15 protein-coding genes are annotated in these 16,509 nt (G+C 37.8%); 7 read left to right on the top strand and 8 right to left on the bottom strand.

Going from position 1 to position 16,509, the window contains the following annotated elements; genetic code table 11:
* From K6I41_RS04385 to K6I41_RS04360, 6 genes are all read left to right on the top strand, one after another.
* The gene (locus K6I41_RS04385) at window positions 1-1,128 is read left to right on the top strand and encodes an ABC transporter permease (protein WP_250375276.1); all 1,128 of its coding nucleotides are present in this window, start codon (window positions 1-3) and stop codon (window positions 1,126-1,128) included.
* Window positions 1,128-2,219: an A1S_2622 family ABC transporter permease subunit gene (locus tag K6I41_RS04380; protein WP_005307614.1), complete on the top strand. Its 1,092-nt coding sequence runs from the start codon at window positions 1,128-1,130 to the stop codon at window positions 2,217-2,219. The genes K6I41_RS04385 and K6I41_RS04380 overlap by 1 nt, the downstream gene beginning before the upstream one ends.
* 259 nt (window positions 2,220-2,478) lie before the next feature.
* Window positions 2,479-3,273, top strand: a complete 795-nt coding sequence (locus K6I41_RS04375; protein ID WP_250375275.1) for a ChbG/HpnK family deacetylase — start codon at window positions 2,479-2,481, stop codon at window positions 3,271-3,273.
* Window positions 3,270-4,250 (top strand): glycosyltransferase family 2 protein, encoded by a 981-nt coding sequence (locus K6I41_RS04370; protein ID WP_250375274.1) that lies wholly within the window; start codon window positions 3,270-3,272, stop codon window positions 4,248-4,250. Before K6I41_RS04375 ends, K6I41_RS04370 begins: the two co-directional genes overlap by 4 nt.
* Window positions 4,250-4,630, top strand: coding sequence for a GtrA family protein (locus K6I41_RS04365; protein ID WP_005307623.1), 381 nt, complete (start codon window positions 4,250-4,252; stop codon window positions 4,628-4,630). Before K6I41_RS04370 ends, K6I41_RS04365 begins: the two co-directional genes overlap by 1 nt.
* 9 nt (window positions 4,631-4,639) lie before the next feature.
* Entirely contained in the window at window positions 4,640-6,286 is a 1,647-nt protein-coding gene (locus K6I41_RS04360; RefSeq protein ID WP_250375273.1) for an ArnT family glycosyltransferase, read from the top strand.
* 51 nt (window positions 6,287-6,337) lie between these two features.
* Here K6I41_RS04360 and gyrA read toward each other — a convergent pair whose 3' ends face one another.
* From gyrA to xerA, 7 genes are all read right to left on the bottom strand, one after another.
* Window positions 6,338-9,052 (bottom strand): DNA gyrase subunit A, encoded by a 2,715-nt coding sequence (gene gyrA / locus K6I41_RS04355; RefSeq protein ID WP_250375272.1) that lies wholly within the window; start codon window positions 9,050-9,052, stop codon window positions 6,338-6,340.
* A 405-nt stretch (window positions 9,053-9,457) separates the two neighbouring features.
* Window positions 9,458-10,417, bottom strand: coding sequence for an MBL fold metallo-hydrolase (locus K6I41_RS04350; protein ID WP_151988345.1), 960 nt, complete (start codon window positions 10,415-10,417; stop codon window positions 9,458-9,460).
* 90 nt (window positions 10,418-10,507) lie between these two features.
* The gene (locus K6I41_RS04345; protein ID WP_005307632.1) at window positions 10,508-11,350 is read right to left on the bottom strand and encodes a helix-turn-helix domain-containing protein; all 843 of its coding nucleotides are present in this window, start codon (window positions 11,348-11,350) and stop codon (window positions 10,508-10,510) included.
* A 78-nt stretch (window positions 11,351-11,428) separates the two neighbouring features.
* On the bottom strand, window positions 11,429-12,361 hold the full coding sequence (locus K6I41_RS04340; RefSeq protein WP_005307634.1) for an electron transfer flavoprotein subunit alpha/FixB family protein: 933 nt from the start codon (window positions 12,359-12,361) through the stop codon (window positions 11,429-11,431).
* Window positions 12,362-12,378: 17 nt separating this feature from the next.
* Window positions 12,379-13,128, bottom strand: a complete 750-nt coding sequence (locus K6I41_RS04335; RefSeq protein WP_005307637.1) for an electron transfer flavoprotein subunit beta/FixA family protein — start codon at window positions 13,126-13,128, stop codon at window positions 12,379-12,381.
* Between the two features lie 449 nt (window positions 13,129-13,577).
* Window positions 13,578-14,159: an HD domain-containing protein gene (locus K6I41_RS04330; protein WP_250375271.1), complete on the bottom strand. Its 582-nt coding sequence runs from the start codon at window positions 14,157-14,159 to the stop codon at window positions 13,578-13,580.
* Complete coding sequence (gene xerA / locus K6I41_RS04325) at window positions 14,149-15,042, bottom strand: site-specific tyrosine recombinase/integron integrase (protein WP_250375753.1); 894 nt, start codon at window positions 15,040-15,042, stop codon at window positions 14,149-14,151. The genes K6I41_RS04330 and xerA overlap by 11 nt, the downstream gene beginning before the upstream one ends.
* Before the next feature lie 169 nt (window positions 15,043-15,211).
* On the opposite strand from xerA, the gene K6I41_RS04320 reads away from it, so the two are divergent.
* Window positions 15,212-15,835: a LysE family translocator gene (locus K6I41_RS04320; RefSeq protein ID WP_250375270.1), complete on the top strand. Its 624-nt coding sequence runs from the start codon at window positions 15,212-15,214 to the stop codon at window positions 15,833-15,835.
* A gap of 50 nt (window positions 15,836-15,885) precedes the next feature.
* Here the strand turns inward: K6I41_RS04320 and K6I41_RS04315 are convergent, their stop codons facing one another.
* Window positions 15,886-16,491, bottom strand: a complete 606-nt coding sequence (locus K6I41_RS04315; RefSeq protein WP_250375269.1) for an alpha/beta fold hydrolase — start codon at window positions 16,489-16,491, stop codon at window positions 15,886-15,888.
* Window positions 16,492-16,509 lie beyond the last annotated feature (18 nt).

The following is a 16,509-nucleotide window of genomic DNA, read 5'->3' as shown; positions in this document are numbered from 1 at the left end:
ATGTTTACCAGTATATTACGTGAACTAAACTATCTAAAAAGCAACAAATGGGATTTGTGTATGGTGACACTCATCCCCGCTTTTATCATTTTTATGTTTAGCAGCATGTTTTACGCAGGTAAAGCTGAACACTTACCAATTGCGATTATTGATCAGGATCAAAGTGAACTCAGCCGTAATATTGAAAAGTATCTTTCTTTAAATCATACGGTAGATATTAAAACAATTACGGCGAGCTCCACAGAAGCGGAACAACTACTCAATGAAACCCAAATATGGGGATATGTTTTCATTCCAGACGGTGCTGAAAAACGCTTTGTGAAAGCGCAAGATGCTCAAATCAGCATTGCATTTAACCAGTCTTTTTTTAGTGTCGGGAACACGATTTCCTCCGCAATGTTGATCAGTACCCTCAATGCTTTAGCAGACTACGCAGGCCAGAGTTATCTAGCAAATAATATCCCCTATTTAGATGTTCCTACCGCTCATGTCAAAATCTCAACGCTTTATAACCCAAGCATGAGCTATGAGTTTTATTTAGAACCCTTCATGGTTCCAGCCGTATTGCATTTGTTGCTATGCAGCTGTGTTGCCTTTGCTATTGGACAAGAACTTAAACGTGGCACATTAACCACTTGGGTAAACCGAGAAAGTTTTATTCAAGGCTTATTGGCTAAAAATTTGCTCTATAGCCTTATTTTTTGTTTCTGGACATGGTTATGGATGTTTTGGCTAGTCGAAATCCGTGGCTGGTTTGTAGCGGGTTCTCTTAGTTTATTGCTATGCGCACAGTTCCTACTTTATTTTGCCTACGCTTTGATTAGCAGCACAGTTATTTTAGCAACCAAAAATTTAAGCAAAACTTTTGGCTTTATTGCCGTTTATGGTGGGTCATCTTTGAGTTTCGCAGGCGTTACCCTGCCTTTAAATAATGCACCGATTTTCACTAAGTTTTGGTCACTTATTATTCCCTATACCCCTTATGCCAAACTGCAAACTGAACAATGGGTCATTGGAAGTCCAATTTTCATTTCAATCACTCCATTTTTAATACTTCTGGGTTACTGCCTTATTTACTTCTTTTTAAGTTCTTTGCTGCTTAAAAAATTAATTCGGGGAGCAATTTAATGAAAGATTTTTTTCAGGCATATTTGCAGACTTTTAAAGATATTGTAGGGAATAGTTCAGTTTTCACGACTCTGATTTTATCGGTCATTCTTTATAGTTTTTTTTACCCGACCGCCTATAAAGCTGAGCGGGCAGAATCAATTCCTATTGTCATTGTTGATGAAGAGCAAAGTCTCTTAACTTCTCAATTAATCGGTCAAAGTGCAAATAGTCCGCATGTTCATATTGTTACTGTTACAAGCAATTTCTTACAAGCAGAACAAATGGTTCGTGAACAAAAAGCCGATGGTATTTTACTTTTACCAAGCAACCTAACGCAAAGCTTACGCCGTGGAGAAGCTGGCGGAATTGGCTTATATTTAAGTACAACCAACTTTTTAAAAACTAAAGAAATTGGTTTAGGCTTAGCTACATCCATCGAAGCAACCTTAAAAGAATATGTCGAAAAATTTGGAGAGCGCACACATTTCCAACCCGCGCTTTCTATTCATCAAGTCCCTTTATTTAACCCCCTTTCAGGCTATGGAAGTTACATTTTTCCGGCTGTTGCATCTTTAATTATCCATCAAACCATTGTGTTAGGTTTAGCGATGCTGATTGCAAGCTACCGTGAGCAACACCAAAAAATTACAGCTGTTCGCTTCGCTGGAATTTTCGCAAGTATATTTACCATTGGTTGTTTAAGTAGTTTTTATCTTTTTGGTTTTACGTTGTGGTTCAACGACTATCCACACGGTGGAAACTTCATAGGTTTACTCGTTGCTGTTCCTATTTTTATTAGTTGTGTGATTGGATTAGGCATGTTGATTGGCTCACTTTTAGATATGCCAGAACGTGCCGGACATATTATTGTGTTTAGCTCTGTACCCTTATTCTTATTAACTGGCGCTGCATGGCCACATCAAGCAATGCCCGAATGGTTACAATGGTTTGCGTGGTGTTTACCATCAACACATGGGGTACAAATGTTTGTGCAACTTAACCAGATGGGTGTTCCTTTAGCCACAGTTGTACCAAAACTGATTTTTCTTGCGACAATCGGTCTTATTTTTTTAATCTGGGCATATTCACGTTTAAAAACCTCCAAGTGAAGAGTTTTCTGAACTTGGAGCATAAATTATATTTTTATTTACTATAAAATCTGATAGTTAAAAGTCATTCCTTAAAAACCATTGACCATAAAAATATAAAAAAACCAATAAATTCAAATTATTAATTAGTAACAATTGTCATAAAACCTTAAAAAAACTTTAAGTTGAAATTAAGAAAATTTCTCCATAGTAAAACTGTTTAGTTTTTCAGCAGCCTAAAAGGGTAACTCTGCTACCCTGCTCTATGACGGAATTTGATATGGCAAAGGTATGTTATTGCGCAGATGACTTTGCAATGAATGCAGAGATATCTAACGCAATTATTCAGTTAATTGAAAGAGGAGCACTTCAAGCGACCTCATGTATGACCCAATCTGAACTCTGGGAAACTGCTGCTGCCAAACTTAAACCTTTTTCGAATCAAATTGACATTGGTTTACACTTAAATTTCACTCATGCGTTTACTTCAGGTAATACGGTTTTCTCATTACCTGCACTCATGTTTCGCGCATGGTCATCAAATCTTAACCGTGAATTAATTACCCAGTGTATTGAAGAACAATGGGATGCATTTGTTTCAGTCATGGGAAAACAACCCGATTTTATTGATGGACACCAACATGTTCATCAATTTCCGTTTATACGGGATATTTTGCTACAGCTTTTAAAAGAGAAAAATTTCACTGGTTGGATACGTAATTTACAACATCCAATTTATCTACCCCATTATCGTTTTAAAACGCATATGCTTTCTGCACTTGGCTCAAATGCCTTAGCAAAGGCGTGCCAAACTTACCAGTTTAGCCAAAATGAATATTTCGCTGGTATCTACGACTTTAAACAAACTGATTATGCCGAACTGAATCAATATTGGCTTGCTCAAGCAAAAGATCACTTGCTGATTATGTGCCATCCCTCACTTTCTACACCAAGTGAGCAAGACCCAATCCAGCATGCACGTATCCAAGAATACCAATATTTTTCTTCTGATCAGTTCCCTCTTGATTGCCAGAAAAATGGCATCCAACTTACCAGACTAGGGGCAATGCAATGAGCACAAAACCTTTTTTATCCTGCGTTGTTCCCGCTTATAACGAAGCAGAGAATTTAAAGACATTCATTCCAGCTTTAGCAAACAGCTTAAAGCAACAAAATCTTAGCTATGAAATTATTGTGGTCGATGATGGCAGTAAGGACGATACCATTCCGATCTTGCAAACAATGATCGAAGATTATCCTTTAGTTGTACTGGAATTATCACGAAATTTTGGTAAGGAAGCTGCTTTAAGCGCAGGTTTAGACCATGTAAATGGTGAAGTTGCACTACTGATTGATGCTGACTTTCAACATCCTTTTGAAGCAATTCCGACCATGATTAACCTTTGGAAAAATGGTTATGACATGGTTTATGGCATTCGTAATCGTACTACTGAATCATGGCTAAAACGGACTCTCACCCAAGGTTACTATCGTATTTTAAATTTAAGCTCACCTATTGATATTCCCGAAAATGCTGGTGATTTCAGACTTCTTGACGCAAAAGTTGTTGAAGCAATTAAACAACTACCAGAAAAAAATCGCTACATGAAAGGCCTTTATGCATGGGTCGGTTTTAAAAGTATCGGGATCAATTTCTCTGAGCAAGATCGTCAACATGGTCGTTCTAGTTTTAACGTAAAGTCATTATTCAATCTGGCAATGTCTGGTTTAACTGGGTTTTCAGATTTACCTTTACGAATTTGTATTTATCTAGGCGCCCTATTGGCTTTAGGCGCTATGAGTTACGGTGTCTGGATCATTATTAAAACCTTAATTGAAGGAGTTTCTGTACCAGGTTGGGCAACTCTTGCGGCAGGTATGACGCTATTAGGTGGCATTCAATTGTTATTCATTGGAATTTTAGGTGAATACATTGGCCGAATTTATGCAGAAGTTAAAAATCGACCTAAATATATTGTTTCAACCGAACATTCTCGTATTAAGCAAGAACACCCAATCACTCACTCCGAAAATACGTTCTCTAGTTTCTAATGTTTGCACATATTTTTCAGCTCGCGCGGTTTACCACGACTGGGGCCGCGGCGGCACTTACGCACTACAGTATTGTCATGCTCTTGTTTAAACGAAACATTGCATTGCAATATGCCAACTTAGTCGCCTTTCTACTTGCCTATTGGGTAAGCTATTTCGGGCATCGTATTTTTACTTTTAAAGCCCAGCATATTTCTCATCGACACACACTACCCAAATTTACCTTAGTCGCTGGATTAGGTTTTTTATTTAATGAGAGTTTTCTCTTACTTTCTAATCTTTACTTCAGCGCCCCTGTTTCAACATTGGTTTGTGTAGCTATTGTCCTGACTTCAATTGTGACTTTCTTGCTTAACCGTTTTTTTGCATTTCAACATTAAGGATTATGTATGCAGCAATGGCTTCGTAGTTCCAAATTCTTATTAATATTTTTACCGATTTGGTTGTTTGTTTTGTCTTGGATAAGACCCCTCTCTGTGCCAGATGAAGGACGCTACGGAGATATTAGTCGATCTATGTTTGAGTCGGGAGATTGGTTGATTCCCCGTATCAATAGCTTGCCATTTATGCATAAGCCTCCTCTATTACACTGGTTAAGTTCTATATTTATGGAACTTTTCGGTATGCATATTTGGGTATTGAGATTAGTTCCCGTACTAGCAGCTACACTCATGCTAGTCAGCCTATTTTTATTCGTTAGAAAGCACATTTCAGAACGTGTAGCCCAACTTACTGCCATTATTTTAGGCACAAATTTACTGTTTTTTGGTAGTAGTGAATATATTAACCATGACCTACTGCTTGCTTCATGGATTACCGTCAGTGTTTTATGTTTTGTTGATTTCACAATTTCAGCGCGTAAATCTATTTTATTTTTAGGATATTTTGCAGGTGCGGCTGCGTTCTTAAGTAAAGGCCTGATTGGTGTGTTAATTCCCGGTATGATTCTCTTACCGTGGTTGCTTTACACCAAACAATGGAAAAAAATCCCTTCATTGCTTAACCCTTTGGCGATTTTGCTATTTATATTACTGGTTAGTCCATGGCTCTATGCAGTTCAGCTTAAATACCCTCAATTTTTGCATTATTTCTTTATCGACCAACAATTTAGTCGATTTAGCTCAAAAGAGTTTAATAATAAACAACCGTGGTGTTTCTATCTGATTATTTTAATGTTCAGCTTTTTACCATGGATTCTGTCAAGTAGATTTGGATTTATTAAAGCCGTATTTCAAAATTACAAGCAATCCGCTTTACTTGCCCTGCTTGTATGGTGGTTTATTTCTGTCACAATTTTCTTCTCTATTCCTCCATCTAAACTAGCTGGCTATATTTTACCAGCTGTACCTCCACTCGCTGTTTTCTTGGCTCTTGTTATTAACCAAGTACTTGAAAGTGAATATAAAACCAAATTACAGGTTTGGGGTTTACCTATATTTATTATGCTTGTCGGAATAGGTATTGCTGCTACACCGCATTTCATGCATGCACATCAACCTTTTTTCCAAAACCAAGCGGTATTTATTTATATCATTGGCACGCTATTGGTTATGCTTCCACTGGCTTTAGTCTGGTTATATAAAAAGCAGAAATTAAACTATTTGAACTATATTTTTATCAGTTTAATTGTTCTGTGTAGTTCAGTCCCATTTGCCGTTCGTATTTTAGATACTAAAAATAATGTGGGACAAACGAGTTTTTCTGAATATATGACACCATCAATAAAAATAGTTTTCTACAATTACTATTTCTATGATGTGCCTTTCCTTTTACAGCTAAAACAACCTGTATATATTGTGAATCAATGGGATACAGTACATTCAGATAGTGCTTCTTTAGAAATTAAAGATGGTTTATTGTTTGAACCACAACGCAAAAAATACTTATGGAGTGAGCAACAGCTTCAAGATGCTTTAACGCAAAAGCAAGATTTGATTGTCGTAAGTCAGCCTAATAATTTTGCAACTAAAGATCCATCTGTTAAAACACTCCATTATCGAAATTATGATGTATTTATCTTCCACTCAAACAAATAAATAACCCAATAAAAAAGGAAGCTTACGCTTCCTTTTTTATTTAATTAAGACTTACTCTTCTGACACATCGTCATTCGTAGAAACTGCATCTTCGCCATCTAGTTCTGAAGTATCAACTTCTCCTTCGAGAAACTCTTCTTCATCTTCAACAGCTTCAATAGACACAACACCCACTAAAGTTTCTTCTTCGCTTAAACGAATCAGACGAACACCTTGTGCATTACGACCAGTCATTGCAACTTCAGCAGCACGCGTACGAACTAATGTACCGCCATCAGAAATAAGCAACAGTTCTTTGCTTTCATCAATAGATACTGCACCTACAAGCTCACCATTACGTTCACTTGTCTTAATCGCAATAACGCCCTTACCACCACGTTTTTTGGTTGGGAAGTCATTTACAGGAGTACGTTTACCATAACCATTAGCACTCGCACACAGCACTTCACCCGTTTCAGGAACAACAACAAGCGATACGATGCGACTTACTACATTTAAATCTGCTGAATCTTCATTGTCATCAGATTCATCATTTTCAACTTCGGCATCTTCTTCACTTAAAGTACTGCTTGCAAAGCTAACACGCATACCACGGACGCCTTTAGCAGTACGACCCATTGAACGCACGTCAGTTTCTGCAAAACGAATTGCCTTACCTTCATTCGAGAACAACATGATTTGCTGATTACCATCAGTAATCGCAACACCAATCAAGGTATCTTCTTCATTCAGTTCAATTGCACGTAAGCCATTTGAACGAATGTTAGCAAACTGCTCCAAATCAACACGTTTAACCGTACCTGAAGCTGTCGCCATAAATACATAATGGTTTTCTGGGAACTCAGTTAACGGCAAGATAGCTGTAACTGTTTCATTCGCCTCTAAAGGTAACAAGTTTACAATCGGGCGGCCTTTAGCACCACGTGATGCTTGAGGTACTTCAAATACGCGAAGACGATACACTTTACCTACGTTAGTAAAGCAGAGTACAGTCGCATGGTTTGAAGCCACAATCAGATGTTGAATAAAGTCATCATCTTTCATTGAGGTTGCAGACTTACCACGTCCACCACGGCGCTGAGCCTGATAGTCTGAAAGTGGTTGAGTTTTTGCATAACCTGTTTGTGAAACCGTTAATACAACTTGTTCTTCAGGAATTAAATCTTCACGGCTAAAATCAATACGTGATTCAATAATTTCTGTACGACGACCATCACCATACTGTTGTAGTACTTGCGCTAATTCTTCACGAATTACAGCCATCAATAAATTGAAATCATTAAGAATTGCCGTAAGTTCAGCAATTTGACCTAAAATTTCAGTATATTCTGCATGTAATTTGTCTTGCTCAAGACCCGTTAAACGATGTAAACGCAATTCTAAAATTGCACCCACTTGCGTTGGTGATAAACGGTAAATTGATTCAGTTAGACCAAATGGACGATCTGGATTTTCACCTTCGATTTCATCTGGGCGAACAGAAATAGCGCCAGCTTTTTCAAGTAAAGAAATAACGCCACCACCAGCCCACTCACCAGCTAGTAAACGCTCGCGCGCTTCAGCTGGGTTAGCAGAAGTTTTGATGGTTTCAATAATTTCATCAATATTGGCTAAAGCAACAGTTAAGCCTTCTAAGATATGACCACGTTCACGTGCTTTACGTAATTCGAACATGGTACGGCGTGTCACTACTTCTTGGCGGTGACGAATAAATGCCGCAATAATATCTTTCAGATTCATCAATTTTGGTTGTCCGTTATCAAGACAAACCATGTTGATGCTGAATGAGTTTTCAAGCTGTGTATTTAAGAATAAGTTATTTACAACGACTTCTGCGTTTTCACCACGTTTCAAGTCAATCGCAATACGCATACCGTCTTTGTCAGACTCATCACGAAGCTCTGAAATACCTTCAAGTTTTTTCTCTTTAACTAACTCGGCAATACGTTCAATAACTCTTGCCTTGTTGACTTGATATGGAATTTCAGTAAAGACAATGGTTGTACGGCCTGTCTTTTCATCTTCTTCGAAATGGTACTTACCACGAATATGTAGTCGGCCTTTACCTGTACGGTAAGCATCAACAATGCCTGATTTACCGTAAATAATACCGCCAGTAGGAAAATCAGGACCAGTAATGTATTCCATCAATCCTTCAATCGAGATATTCGGATTGTCAGCATAGGCTAAGCATGCATTCACAACTTCTGTCATGTTATGCGGTGCCATGTTGGTTGCCATACCTACGGCAATACCAGCAGCGCCATTAATTAACAAGTTAGGAACACGTGTTGGAAGCACCTGAGGAATACGCTCAGATCCGTCGTAGTTATCTTCCCAGTCAACTGTGTCTTTTTCTAGATCTGCAAGAAGCTCGTGCGCTAACTTAGTCATACGGACTTCGGTATAACGCATTGCAGCCGCGCTATCACCATCGATTGAACCGAAGTTACCCTGACCATCTACCAATAAATAACGTAAGCTAAAATCCTGAGCCATACGTACAATAGTTTCATAAACAGCTGAGTCACCATGAGGGTGATATTTACCGATTACGTCCCCAACAACACGTGCAGATTTCTTGTAGGCTTTGTTATAGTCATTGCCCAATTCGTGCATGGCAAATAGCACACGACGGTGAACAGGTTTCAGACCGTCTCTCACATCCGGCAATGCACGAGATACGATTACACTCATTGCGTAATCTAAATATGAATGCTTGAGTTCATCCTCAATGGCAATCGGTCGGATTTCCGATACGCTCATGCATACTCCTTCTTACAGATAGAAATTTCCATCTGCTAATATGTCTTGATCTTGCAAAAAATTTAGTTCTGAAAACTGAACTAAAATCGAAAAAAATATAGCTGTATAGTATAGCACAAACTGCTCGTTAACTGGGAGTTTAGCAATCTGAAAATAGCATTTTTTTACAATAAAAATTTCATTAGAATTAATAAGTTAAAATTAGAGAATTCTAGTTTTAAATGTATTTCTTAAAACTCAACAGTTCGACCAAAATATAGACAACACAAAAGTGCTCTCTTTAGAGCACTTTTCATCTAATCTTAAAAACAAAACTTAGTTTATTAGCCAAAATAAATAATATTTAGCTTCAACATACTTGTCTTGTTGTAAACCCATTATTCTTTTAATAATAGGTTTGAAATATCATTTTGTAGGCCGATATTGAGCAGGAATCCACTGATATCCTTTTGAATTTTTACTAATATGCCCAATACCAGGAAAAGCAACATGCGCAGCTCCCACCCACCATTGGTTTTTATAGGCTTGTTCAAAAATACTTTTACGAACAGCTATAGCCTGATTCGAGTGAGTATCAGGTTTGTAGCTTGCTTCAGGATAAGGAAATTGTACTGCACCATAGTGTACAACATCGCCAAGACCTAAAAACTTTTGACCGTTTTGTCCATCTACCAAATATGAAGAATGACCTTCAGTATGACCATGAGTAACGATGAGTTGAACATTCGGTACGTTAAAAGAGGTTTTGGTAAAAGCGACGAGTTGCCCTGCCTTTTGGTATGGCTGTAAGGCATCTCTCGTCATTTTAAATATTGGCTTAAAAAAATCATTAGCTTTTGCTTCATTTGCAGATGATGTCCAAAAATCGACATCTTCTTTAGCTAGATAAACCTTCGCATTTGGATAAGCCATTTTGCCATCGAGTGTAATACCGCATAAATGATCAGGATGGGCATGTGTAATCAAGATGGTATCTATTTGTTCAGGCTGTACGCCTGCGTTCTTTAAATTTTCACGTACATGACCCAAGGTTGGACCAAAACATTTTGCAGTGCCAGCATCAATTAAAATATTTTGTGTGGGTGTTTGAACAAGATAGGCAGAGAAATCTGTGACAATCTGATTATGCTCATCTACAGGAACAAAGTTTTCTGCAAACAGTCGATTGGCTTTTTCAGCTGAAATACCTAGTAAATCACTACGAGGCAGTCCCAGTTCCCCATCAAACAATGCTGTTACCTTAAGGTTGCCTACTGGTTGTAAAAAGTAACCATCGACTTGATGTACACTTGGCGTTTGTTCTGCATGTATAACTGTACTGGCACTCAGTAGCAATAATATCGTAAGTGATTTTAATGATTTCATCATAGAGTCCTTCGTATTTTCATACTTTAACTCTATTGGTTTTTATCTATTTAAATCGCTCAATAAGCGATAAGAAACGCTCAAATTGACTTATTCGGCAGCTAGCACAGCAGGATCTATACCATAACGCTCTACAAAGCGATCACGAAAAATAGCAACAGACTGGTACCCAGATTTTGCTGCAATAGTTTTCATAGGTAACTTTTTCGAATACAACAGCTCAAGTGCAAAAGTAAGCCGTGCATGCGTAATCGTTTCTCTTAAGGTTGTGTCTTCATGGCTAAGCTTGCGGCGAAGTGTGGCACTGCTCAAACCTAGTCTCATTTCAAACTCACTAGACTGCCAATGGTGCTGTGGATTTTCTATGACCCAATCATGAATGATTTTTGTCAATTTAGGTGGAGGTACAATTAAAACATCAGAACAATGCTGTTGGCATAGCTGTACAAGTATAGCGGTAATACATAAACGTGCTTTCACTACATCATGATTAAATAAAGCCGTTTGCCACTCAGCTAAAGAGGTAGCAAAATCATCAATTGAAAACTTTAATATTGCTTCAGTTCTGTCTACAACTGGCTTAGCCCAAATCATTTGTGCAGCTTGAATGACTTCTTCACACATAGGCACAAGAATAGTGAGATATTCACCCGTTATAGGGTCAGGCAGATTAACTGCATCGATAACCGTATCGGGTTTTATAATATAGAGATCGCCAGCGCTAAAATTGATTTGTTTTGTTTGAAGATTTAATTGTTGTTGCCCATATAAAATAAATCCCATGTGCAACTGACTAACTTTAATATTGGACAGTCCATGCTGATTTTTCGAACGAATACATAAATAATCTCGTGCCATATCTGCCCGTGCCAATCTCACAAGTGATTGATGCAATTGGTGGGCCTCTAGGGAAGCGGAATAATTAATATTCATAATGATGATCTAAATAAAAAAACGCCCTTGGCTATTTATAGCACAAGGGCGTTTTTCGAATAAGTGACAAGCTGTAAATTACAACTTGCTTACTAACTCTGGTACTACAGTGTTCAAATCACCAACTAACCAGTAGTCAGCAACACTGTTGATTGGCGCTTCTTCGTCTTTGTTGATTGCAACAATAACTTTAGAATCTTTCATACCAGCTAAATGCTGGATCGCACCAGAAATACCTACAGCAACATAAAGATCAGGCGCAACGATTTTACCAGTTTGACCCACTTGGAAGTCGTTAGGTACGAAGCCCGCATCAACTGCCGCACGTGAAGCACCTTGTGCTGCACCAAGCTTGTCAGCTAATGGATCAAGTACTTTATGGTAGTTCTCACCAGAACCTACACCACGACCACCAGAAACTACGATGCGAGCCGCAGTTAATTCTGGACGATCAAGCTTAACGATTTCTTCAGATACAAAATGAGAAATACCTGCATCTTTCGCTTCACTTACCGCTTCAACCGCAGCAGAACCACCTTCAGCAGCTACTGGATCAAATGCTGTACCACGAACTGTACCCACAATGATTGCTTCGTCAGATTGAACAGTCGCAATCGCGTTACCTGCATAAATCGGACGCTTGAATGTATTTGCAGATTCAACAGAAATAATGTCTGTGATCATGCTTACATCAAGAAGAGCAGCAACACGTGGAAGAATGTTCTTACCAGTTGTTGTAGAAGCAGCTAATACGTATTTGTAACCTTTAGCTAAATCGGCAACTAGGGCAGCTACGTTTTCAGCTAACTGGTTTGCATAAGCAGCATTGTCAGCAAGTAAAACCTTGCTTACACCAGCAACTTTAGCAGCAGCATCAGCAACTGCCTGAGCACCAGAACCAGCAACTAATACAGTAATATCACCACCGATTTTTTGTGCTGCAGCAACAACGTTTAAAGTAGCACCGTTAAGTGCTTGGTTGTTGTGATCAGCGATAACTAAAATACTCATGATTTTATCCTTCCGTATTAGATCACTTTCGCTTCATTTTTCAATTTTTCAACAAGCTCATCTACAGATTTCACTTGTACGCCAGCTTTACGTTCTGCTGGAGCTTCAACTTTAACAGTTTTAAGCTTAGTACCAGCTGCAACGCCATAATCAGCAGGAGATTTAGTATCAAGTGGCTTCTTACGAGCTTTCATGATGTTAGGCAATGCTGCATAACGTGGCTCATTCAAACGCAAGTCAGTTGTAATGATTGCTGGAAGTGCCAGTTCAACAGTTTGTAAACCACCGTCAACTTCACGAGTTACTTGTACTTTGCCACCATCAACTTTCACTTCAGAAGCGAATGTACCTTGGCCCGCACCTAATAATGCACCAAGCATTTGTCCTACTTGGTTAGAGTCATCATCAATTGCTTGTTTACCAAGAAGGATAAGTTCTGGTTTTTCAGCGTCAACAACACCTTTTAAAATTTTAGCAACTTCTAAAGCGCCAATTTCATCAGTGGTTTCAACTAAAATACCGCGGTCTGCACCCAAAGCCATTGCAGAACGGATTTGTTCTTGAGCTTCTTTAGGACCCACAGAAACAACAACGATTTCTGTTACTGTTCCTTTTTCTTTTAAGCGAACCGCTTCTTCCACTGCGATTTCACAAAATGGGTTAATTGACATTTTAACGTTAGTTAGGTCAACCCCACTATTGTCCGGCTTAACACGAACTTTGACGTTGGCATCAACCACGCGTTTTACAGCAACAAGAGCCTTCATGTAATCCTCGGCTGTTCTAGCAAAAGTAAATGTTGAGAAAAGTATATTAACTCTTCAATTAAAATTTTTTAGGTACCCTATCTTGCAATGTGTTTGGCATTTCGGTCAAGTCACAATTTTCGCTACTGCTATAAAAAAGATGAAATGCCCAGTTCACTAATTCAAATTGCTTATTCGCTCAATGAATTTAGCAAATAAGTCAAACAAATTTTAAACCTTGAATTTCTTAATATTTTAAAAAATATAGTAGCTTAAAATCCTTTAATTTTAGAGAGGAAAAAAACAACAAAAACATCATTTCCTCCCCGCATGAGAGCACTCACGGTACTCTGAAAAATTGGCAATTAGGTAAGAACATCCATAAATAAATGTTGAACAAAATAAAAAGCCACTTACTGCTAATTACTTAATTTTTCAGAATATATTTCCATTAAAAACAAAATATTAAGTTACCATTTAAACATAGGCAAAGGACTCCAAGGCTTTTGTAAAAAACGCTTTAATCCTAAATAAACTAGCGTTTTATGAAATCCAGCATTTGGATATTGGCGTGTTAACTTTTTGAACTCACTTTTAGAAATATTTGAACGTAATAAGCCTAAAGAGAAATCTGCATAGTCAGCTTGTCTAAAATATTCAACCAATGGGTATTCTGAAAACTTTGTCGTTGTTAATTTATGATGTTCTGTAATCATTAATGTTATTTCTATTTGCCAATCTAATAACCGATGCGCAGTCAAATAACTTAACATCACTTTGACGGATGGCTCTAAATAATCAATTGTTTTACTTGTCCATATCCCAATATCATGAAAGGCAGCTGCAATAGCTATTTTACGTATAGTCTCTTCATTACTATCTTGGCTTAATATTAAACAGCATGCTGCCACACGTTTACAGTGATTTAGGTAGCCTTGATAATCTGCATCAATCGTAGTTTGATATTCCTGTAAAATTGTCTCAATCAAGATACTACATTGTCTAAATGCATCTTGATCAAGTGATAAAATCAAACCTTCTTTAGTGTTCATTCTTTTGTGCTCTCGGATGAGCTCGATCATAGACTTGTGCCAAATGATCAAAATCAATATGCGTATAAATTTGTGTCGTAGACAAATTACTGTGGCCTAACATTTCTTGTACTGATCGTAAATCACCACTACTTGATAACATATGGCTAGCAAAACAATGCCGTAATAAATGAGGATGCAAATCTACATTCACACCTGCTCTTTGCGCTTGAAGCTTTACACGCTTTTCGATTTGCCGTGGGGTTAACACACCGCCTCTTTGAGAAATAAAAACAGAAGCATTTTGATCAAAATGGCCTTTCCAGATTTTATAAATTTTCAGCCAATTCAATAGGCTTTCTTTCGCCTTTTTCCCAAATGGTACAATTCGGGTTTTATTTCCTTTACCCGTAATACGTACGAGTTGACGGTTAAAATCGATATCTTTAATTGTTAAGCCTTGCAGTTCAGCCAGACGCAAACCGCTTGAGTAAAGTAACTCGAGCATGGCTTTATCTCTTAACCATAATTGCTGATCAACTGGTTTTTCAGGCATTGGCTGATCTAAAATTTGATTAACCGTTTCTATGTCGATCATACCCGGCAAGGGTCTAGGCTGACGTTTTAACTTAAAATCATCAGTAGGGTTAATTTCTAAATATTTCCCTTGCTCAGCCCATTTCATAAACTGGCGAATTGATGTGAGATGACGCTGCATACTGCTTGAACTTAACTGGTCTTGCTCAACACGCTGGGCCAAATATTCACGTAAATCTGAAGCTTCAATATTTCTTAAATCAATTTGTTTGAGCTCGCAGAACTTAAGAAAGCTTTTAACATCTCTTTCATACGCTGTAATCGTGTGCTCAGACTGGTTCTGAATTTTTCTTTCTTTTAACCATATTGAGAGCAGCTGTAATGCAAAATCCAAATTGCTCTCCATTTATTTGCTCATTTTATTTTTTCAGTGTATCAAAAAGTAGTTGTTCAGGAAATTTAAGATCGTACAGCGCAACAACTCATTACCTTATATATTACACTTCACTTTAAGTATTCGTCGGAACCCTGCTGTCATGACTACCATACTCATTCCCTACTTAATTGCCATTACTTTACTTACGCTTACCCCTGGTCTGGATACGACTTTAATTATTCGTACCGCTACTCTTGAAGGCAAATCTAAAGCATTTCAAGCAGCAGTGGGTATTAGCCTTGGCTGTATTGCATGGGGAATTGTGGTTGCTTGTGGTCTAGGGGCTTTACTCATGGCTTCTGATCTAGCCTTTAATATTCTGAAATGGATGGGGGCTGCTTATTTAGCTTGGCTAGGTTTGAATATGATTTTAAAACCGCGTAGCCAACTTGCAGACATGCAAGAAAGTAACTCCAATATCCCTTCTTCACAGAATTGGTTTATTAAAGGTTTTTTGGGTAACTTACTTAATCCCAAAGTTGGTATTTTTTATATTTCATTTCTTCCACAATTTATTCCACCACAAGCATCGGCTGTCACTTGGATTATAGCGCTTGTGATGATTCATGTGGTGATTGGAACCTTATGGTCAATTTTATTAATTTTGGCTATGCAGCCACTTTCACGTTATCTGAAGCAACCCAAATTTGTGAAATATATGGACCGAATTACGGGCAGTATTTTTGTGTTGTTTGCTTTGAAACTGGCTTTGAGTAAAAGATAAATTTTAAAAAAGCGTGCTAACGCATAGCACGCTAAATAAGACTTAAAAATTTACTTTAGTTGTTCTAAGTAGGTTTTTATTTGAACTGAAACTTCATCGGCATGTTTTTCTGCTAATTGATGGTCCCCACCTTTCACAACATATAACGTCGAATTTTCAAACTTTTGATTTAAATATTGACCCACTTGAACGGGGCTCACTGGATCGTTATCGCCCCAGATTAATAAAGTTTCAATGTTTATATCTGATAAAAACTCTTCATAGTTGGCATTGGTAGTAATAAACCAATCTGGATATTTTAAAAATGCTTGGCGATATGCTTCTCGCCAGTCTTGTACATTAAATCTTTCAAGGTTAATTCCACCAGAAGTTGCAATCAAAACCAGCCCTTTCACCAGCTTAGGTTTTTGCAACGCTGCCGCAACAGCAAAAATGCCACCCATAGATTGCGCAATAATTACAGATTCTTCATTAATTTGATCGACCACATGATTTGTTAGGTCTTTAAAAATTTTGACCTCAAAGGATTCAGCTGTATCGCCGAAACCGGGGTAACCAATAATTTTTGTCTGGTAATGCGGAGGTAATTTTTCAATTAAGGGATGCCAAAATGTCGTACTGCCTGATGCACCAGGTAAGAAAATTAGATTATTCATATTTTTATAAAGTAATAA

It is taken from the genome of Acinetobacter sp. AS23, assembly GCF_023612055.1.
Taxonomy (GTDB): Bacteria; Pseudomonadota; Gammaproteobacteria; order Pseudomonadales; family Moraxellaceae; genus Acinetobacter; species Acinetobacter oleivorans.
This window is presented reverse-complemented; position numbering and strand designations above follow the sequence as displayed.

What these genes read in the sequence shown, in the direction of transcription:
- K6I41_RS04385 (WP_250375276.1), top strand. Translation starts at nt 1, where the DNA reads ATGTTTACCAGTATATTACGTGAACTAAACTATCTAAAAAGCAACAAA.
- K6I41_RS04380 (WP_005307614.1), top strand. Translation starts at nt 1,128, where the DNA reads ATGAAAGATTTTTTTCAGGCATATTTGCAGACTTTTAAAGATATTGTA.
- K6I41_RS04375 (WP_250375275.1), top strand. Translation starts at nt 2,479, where the DNA reads ATGGCAAAGGTATGTTATTGCGCAGATGACTTTGCAATGAATGCAGAG.
- K6I41_RS04370 (WP_250375274.1), top strand. Translation starts at nt 3,270, where the DNA reads ATGAGCACAAAACCTTTTTTATCCTGCGTTGTTCCCGCTTATAACGAA.
- K6I41_RS04365 (WP_005307623.1), top strand. Translation starts at nt 4,250, where the DNA reads ATGTTTGCACATATTTTTCAGCTCGCGCGGTTTACCACGACTGGGGCC.
- K6I41_RS04360 (WP_250375273.1), top strand. Translation starts at nt 4,640, where the DNA reads ATGCAGCAATGGCTTCGTAGTTCCAAATTCTTATTAATATTTTTACCG.
- gyrA (WP_250375272.1), bottom strand. Translation starts at nt 9,052, where the DNA reads ATGAGCGTATCGGAAATCCGACCGATTGCCATTGAGGATGAACTCAAG.
- K6I41_RS04350 (WP_151988345.1), bottom strand. Translation starts at nt 10,417, where the DNA reads ATGAAATCATTAAAATCACTTACGATATTATTGCTACTGAGTGCCAGT.
- K6I41_RS04345 (WP_005307632.1), bottom strand. Translation starts at nt 11,350, where the DNA reads ATGAATATTAATTATTCCGCTTCCCTAGAGGCCCACCAATTGCATCAA.
- K6I41_RS04340 (WP_005307634.1), bottom strand. Translation starts at nt 12,361, where the DNA reads ATGAGTATTTTAGTTATCGCTGATCACAACAACCAAGCACTTAACGGT.
- K6I41_RS04335 (WP_005307637.1), bottom strand. Translation starts at nt 13,128, where the DNA reads ATGAAGGCTCTTGTTGCTGTAAAACGCGTGGTTGATGCCAACGTCAAA.
- K6I41_RS04330 (WP_250375271.1), bottom strand. Translation starts at nt 14,159, where the DNA reads ATGAACACTAAAGAAGGTTTGATTTTATCACTTGATCAAGATGCATTT.
- K6I41_RS04320 (WP_250375270.1), top strand. Translation starts at nt 15,212, where the DNA reads ATGACTACCATACTCATTCCCTACTTAATTGCCATTACTTTACTTACG.
- K6I41_RS04315 (WP_250375269.1), bottom strand. Translation starts at nt 16,491, where the DNA reads ATGAATAATCTAATTTTCTTACCTGGTGCATCAGGCAGTACGACATTT.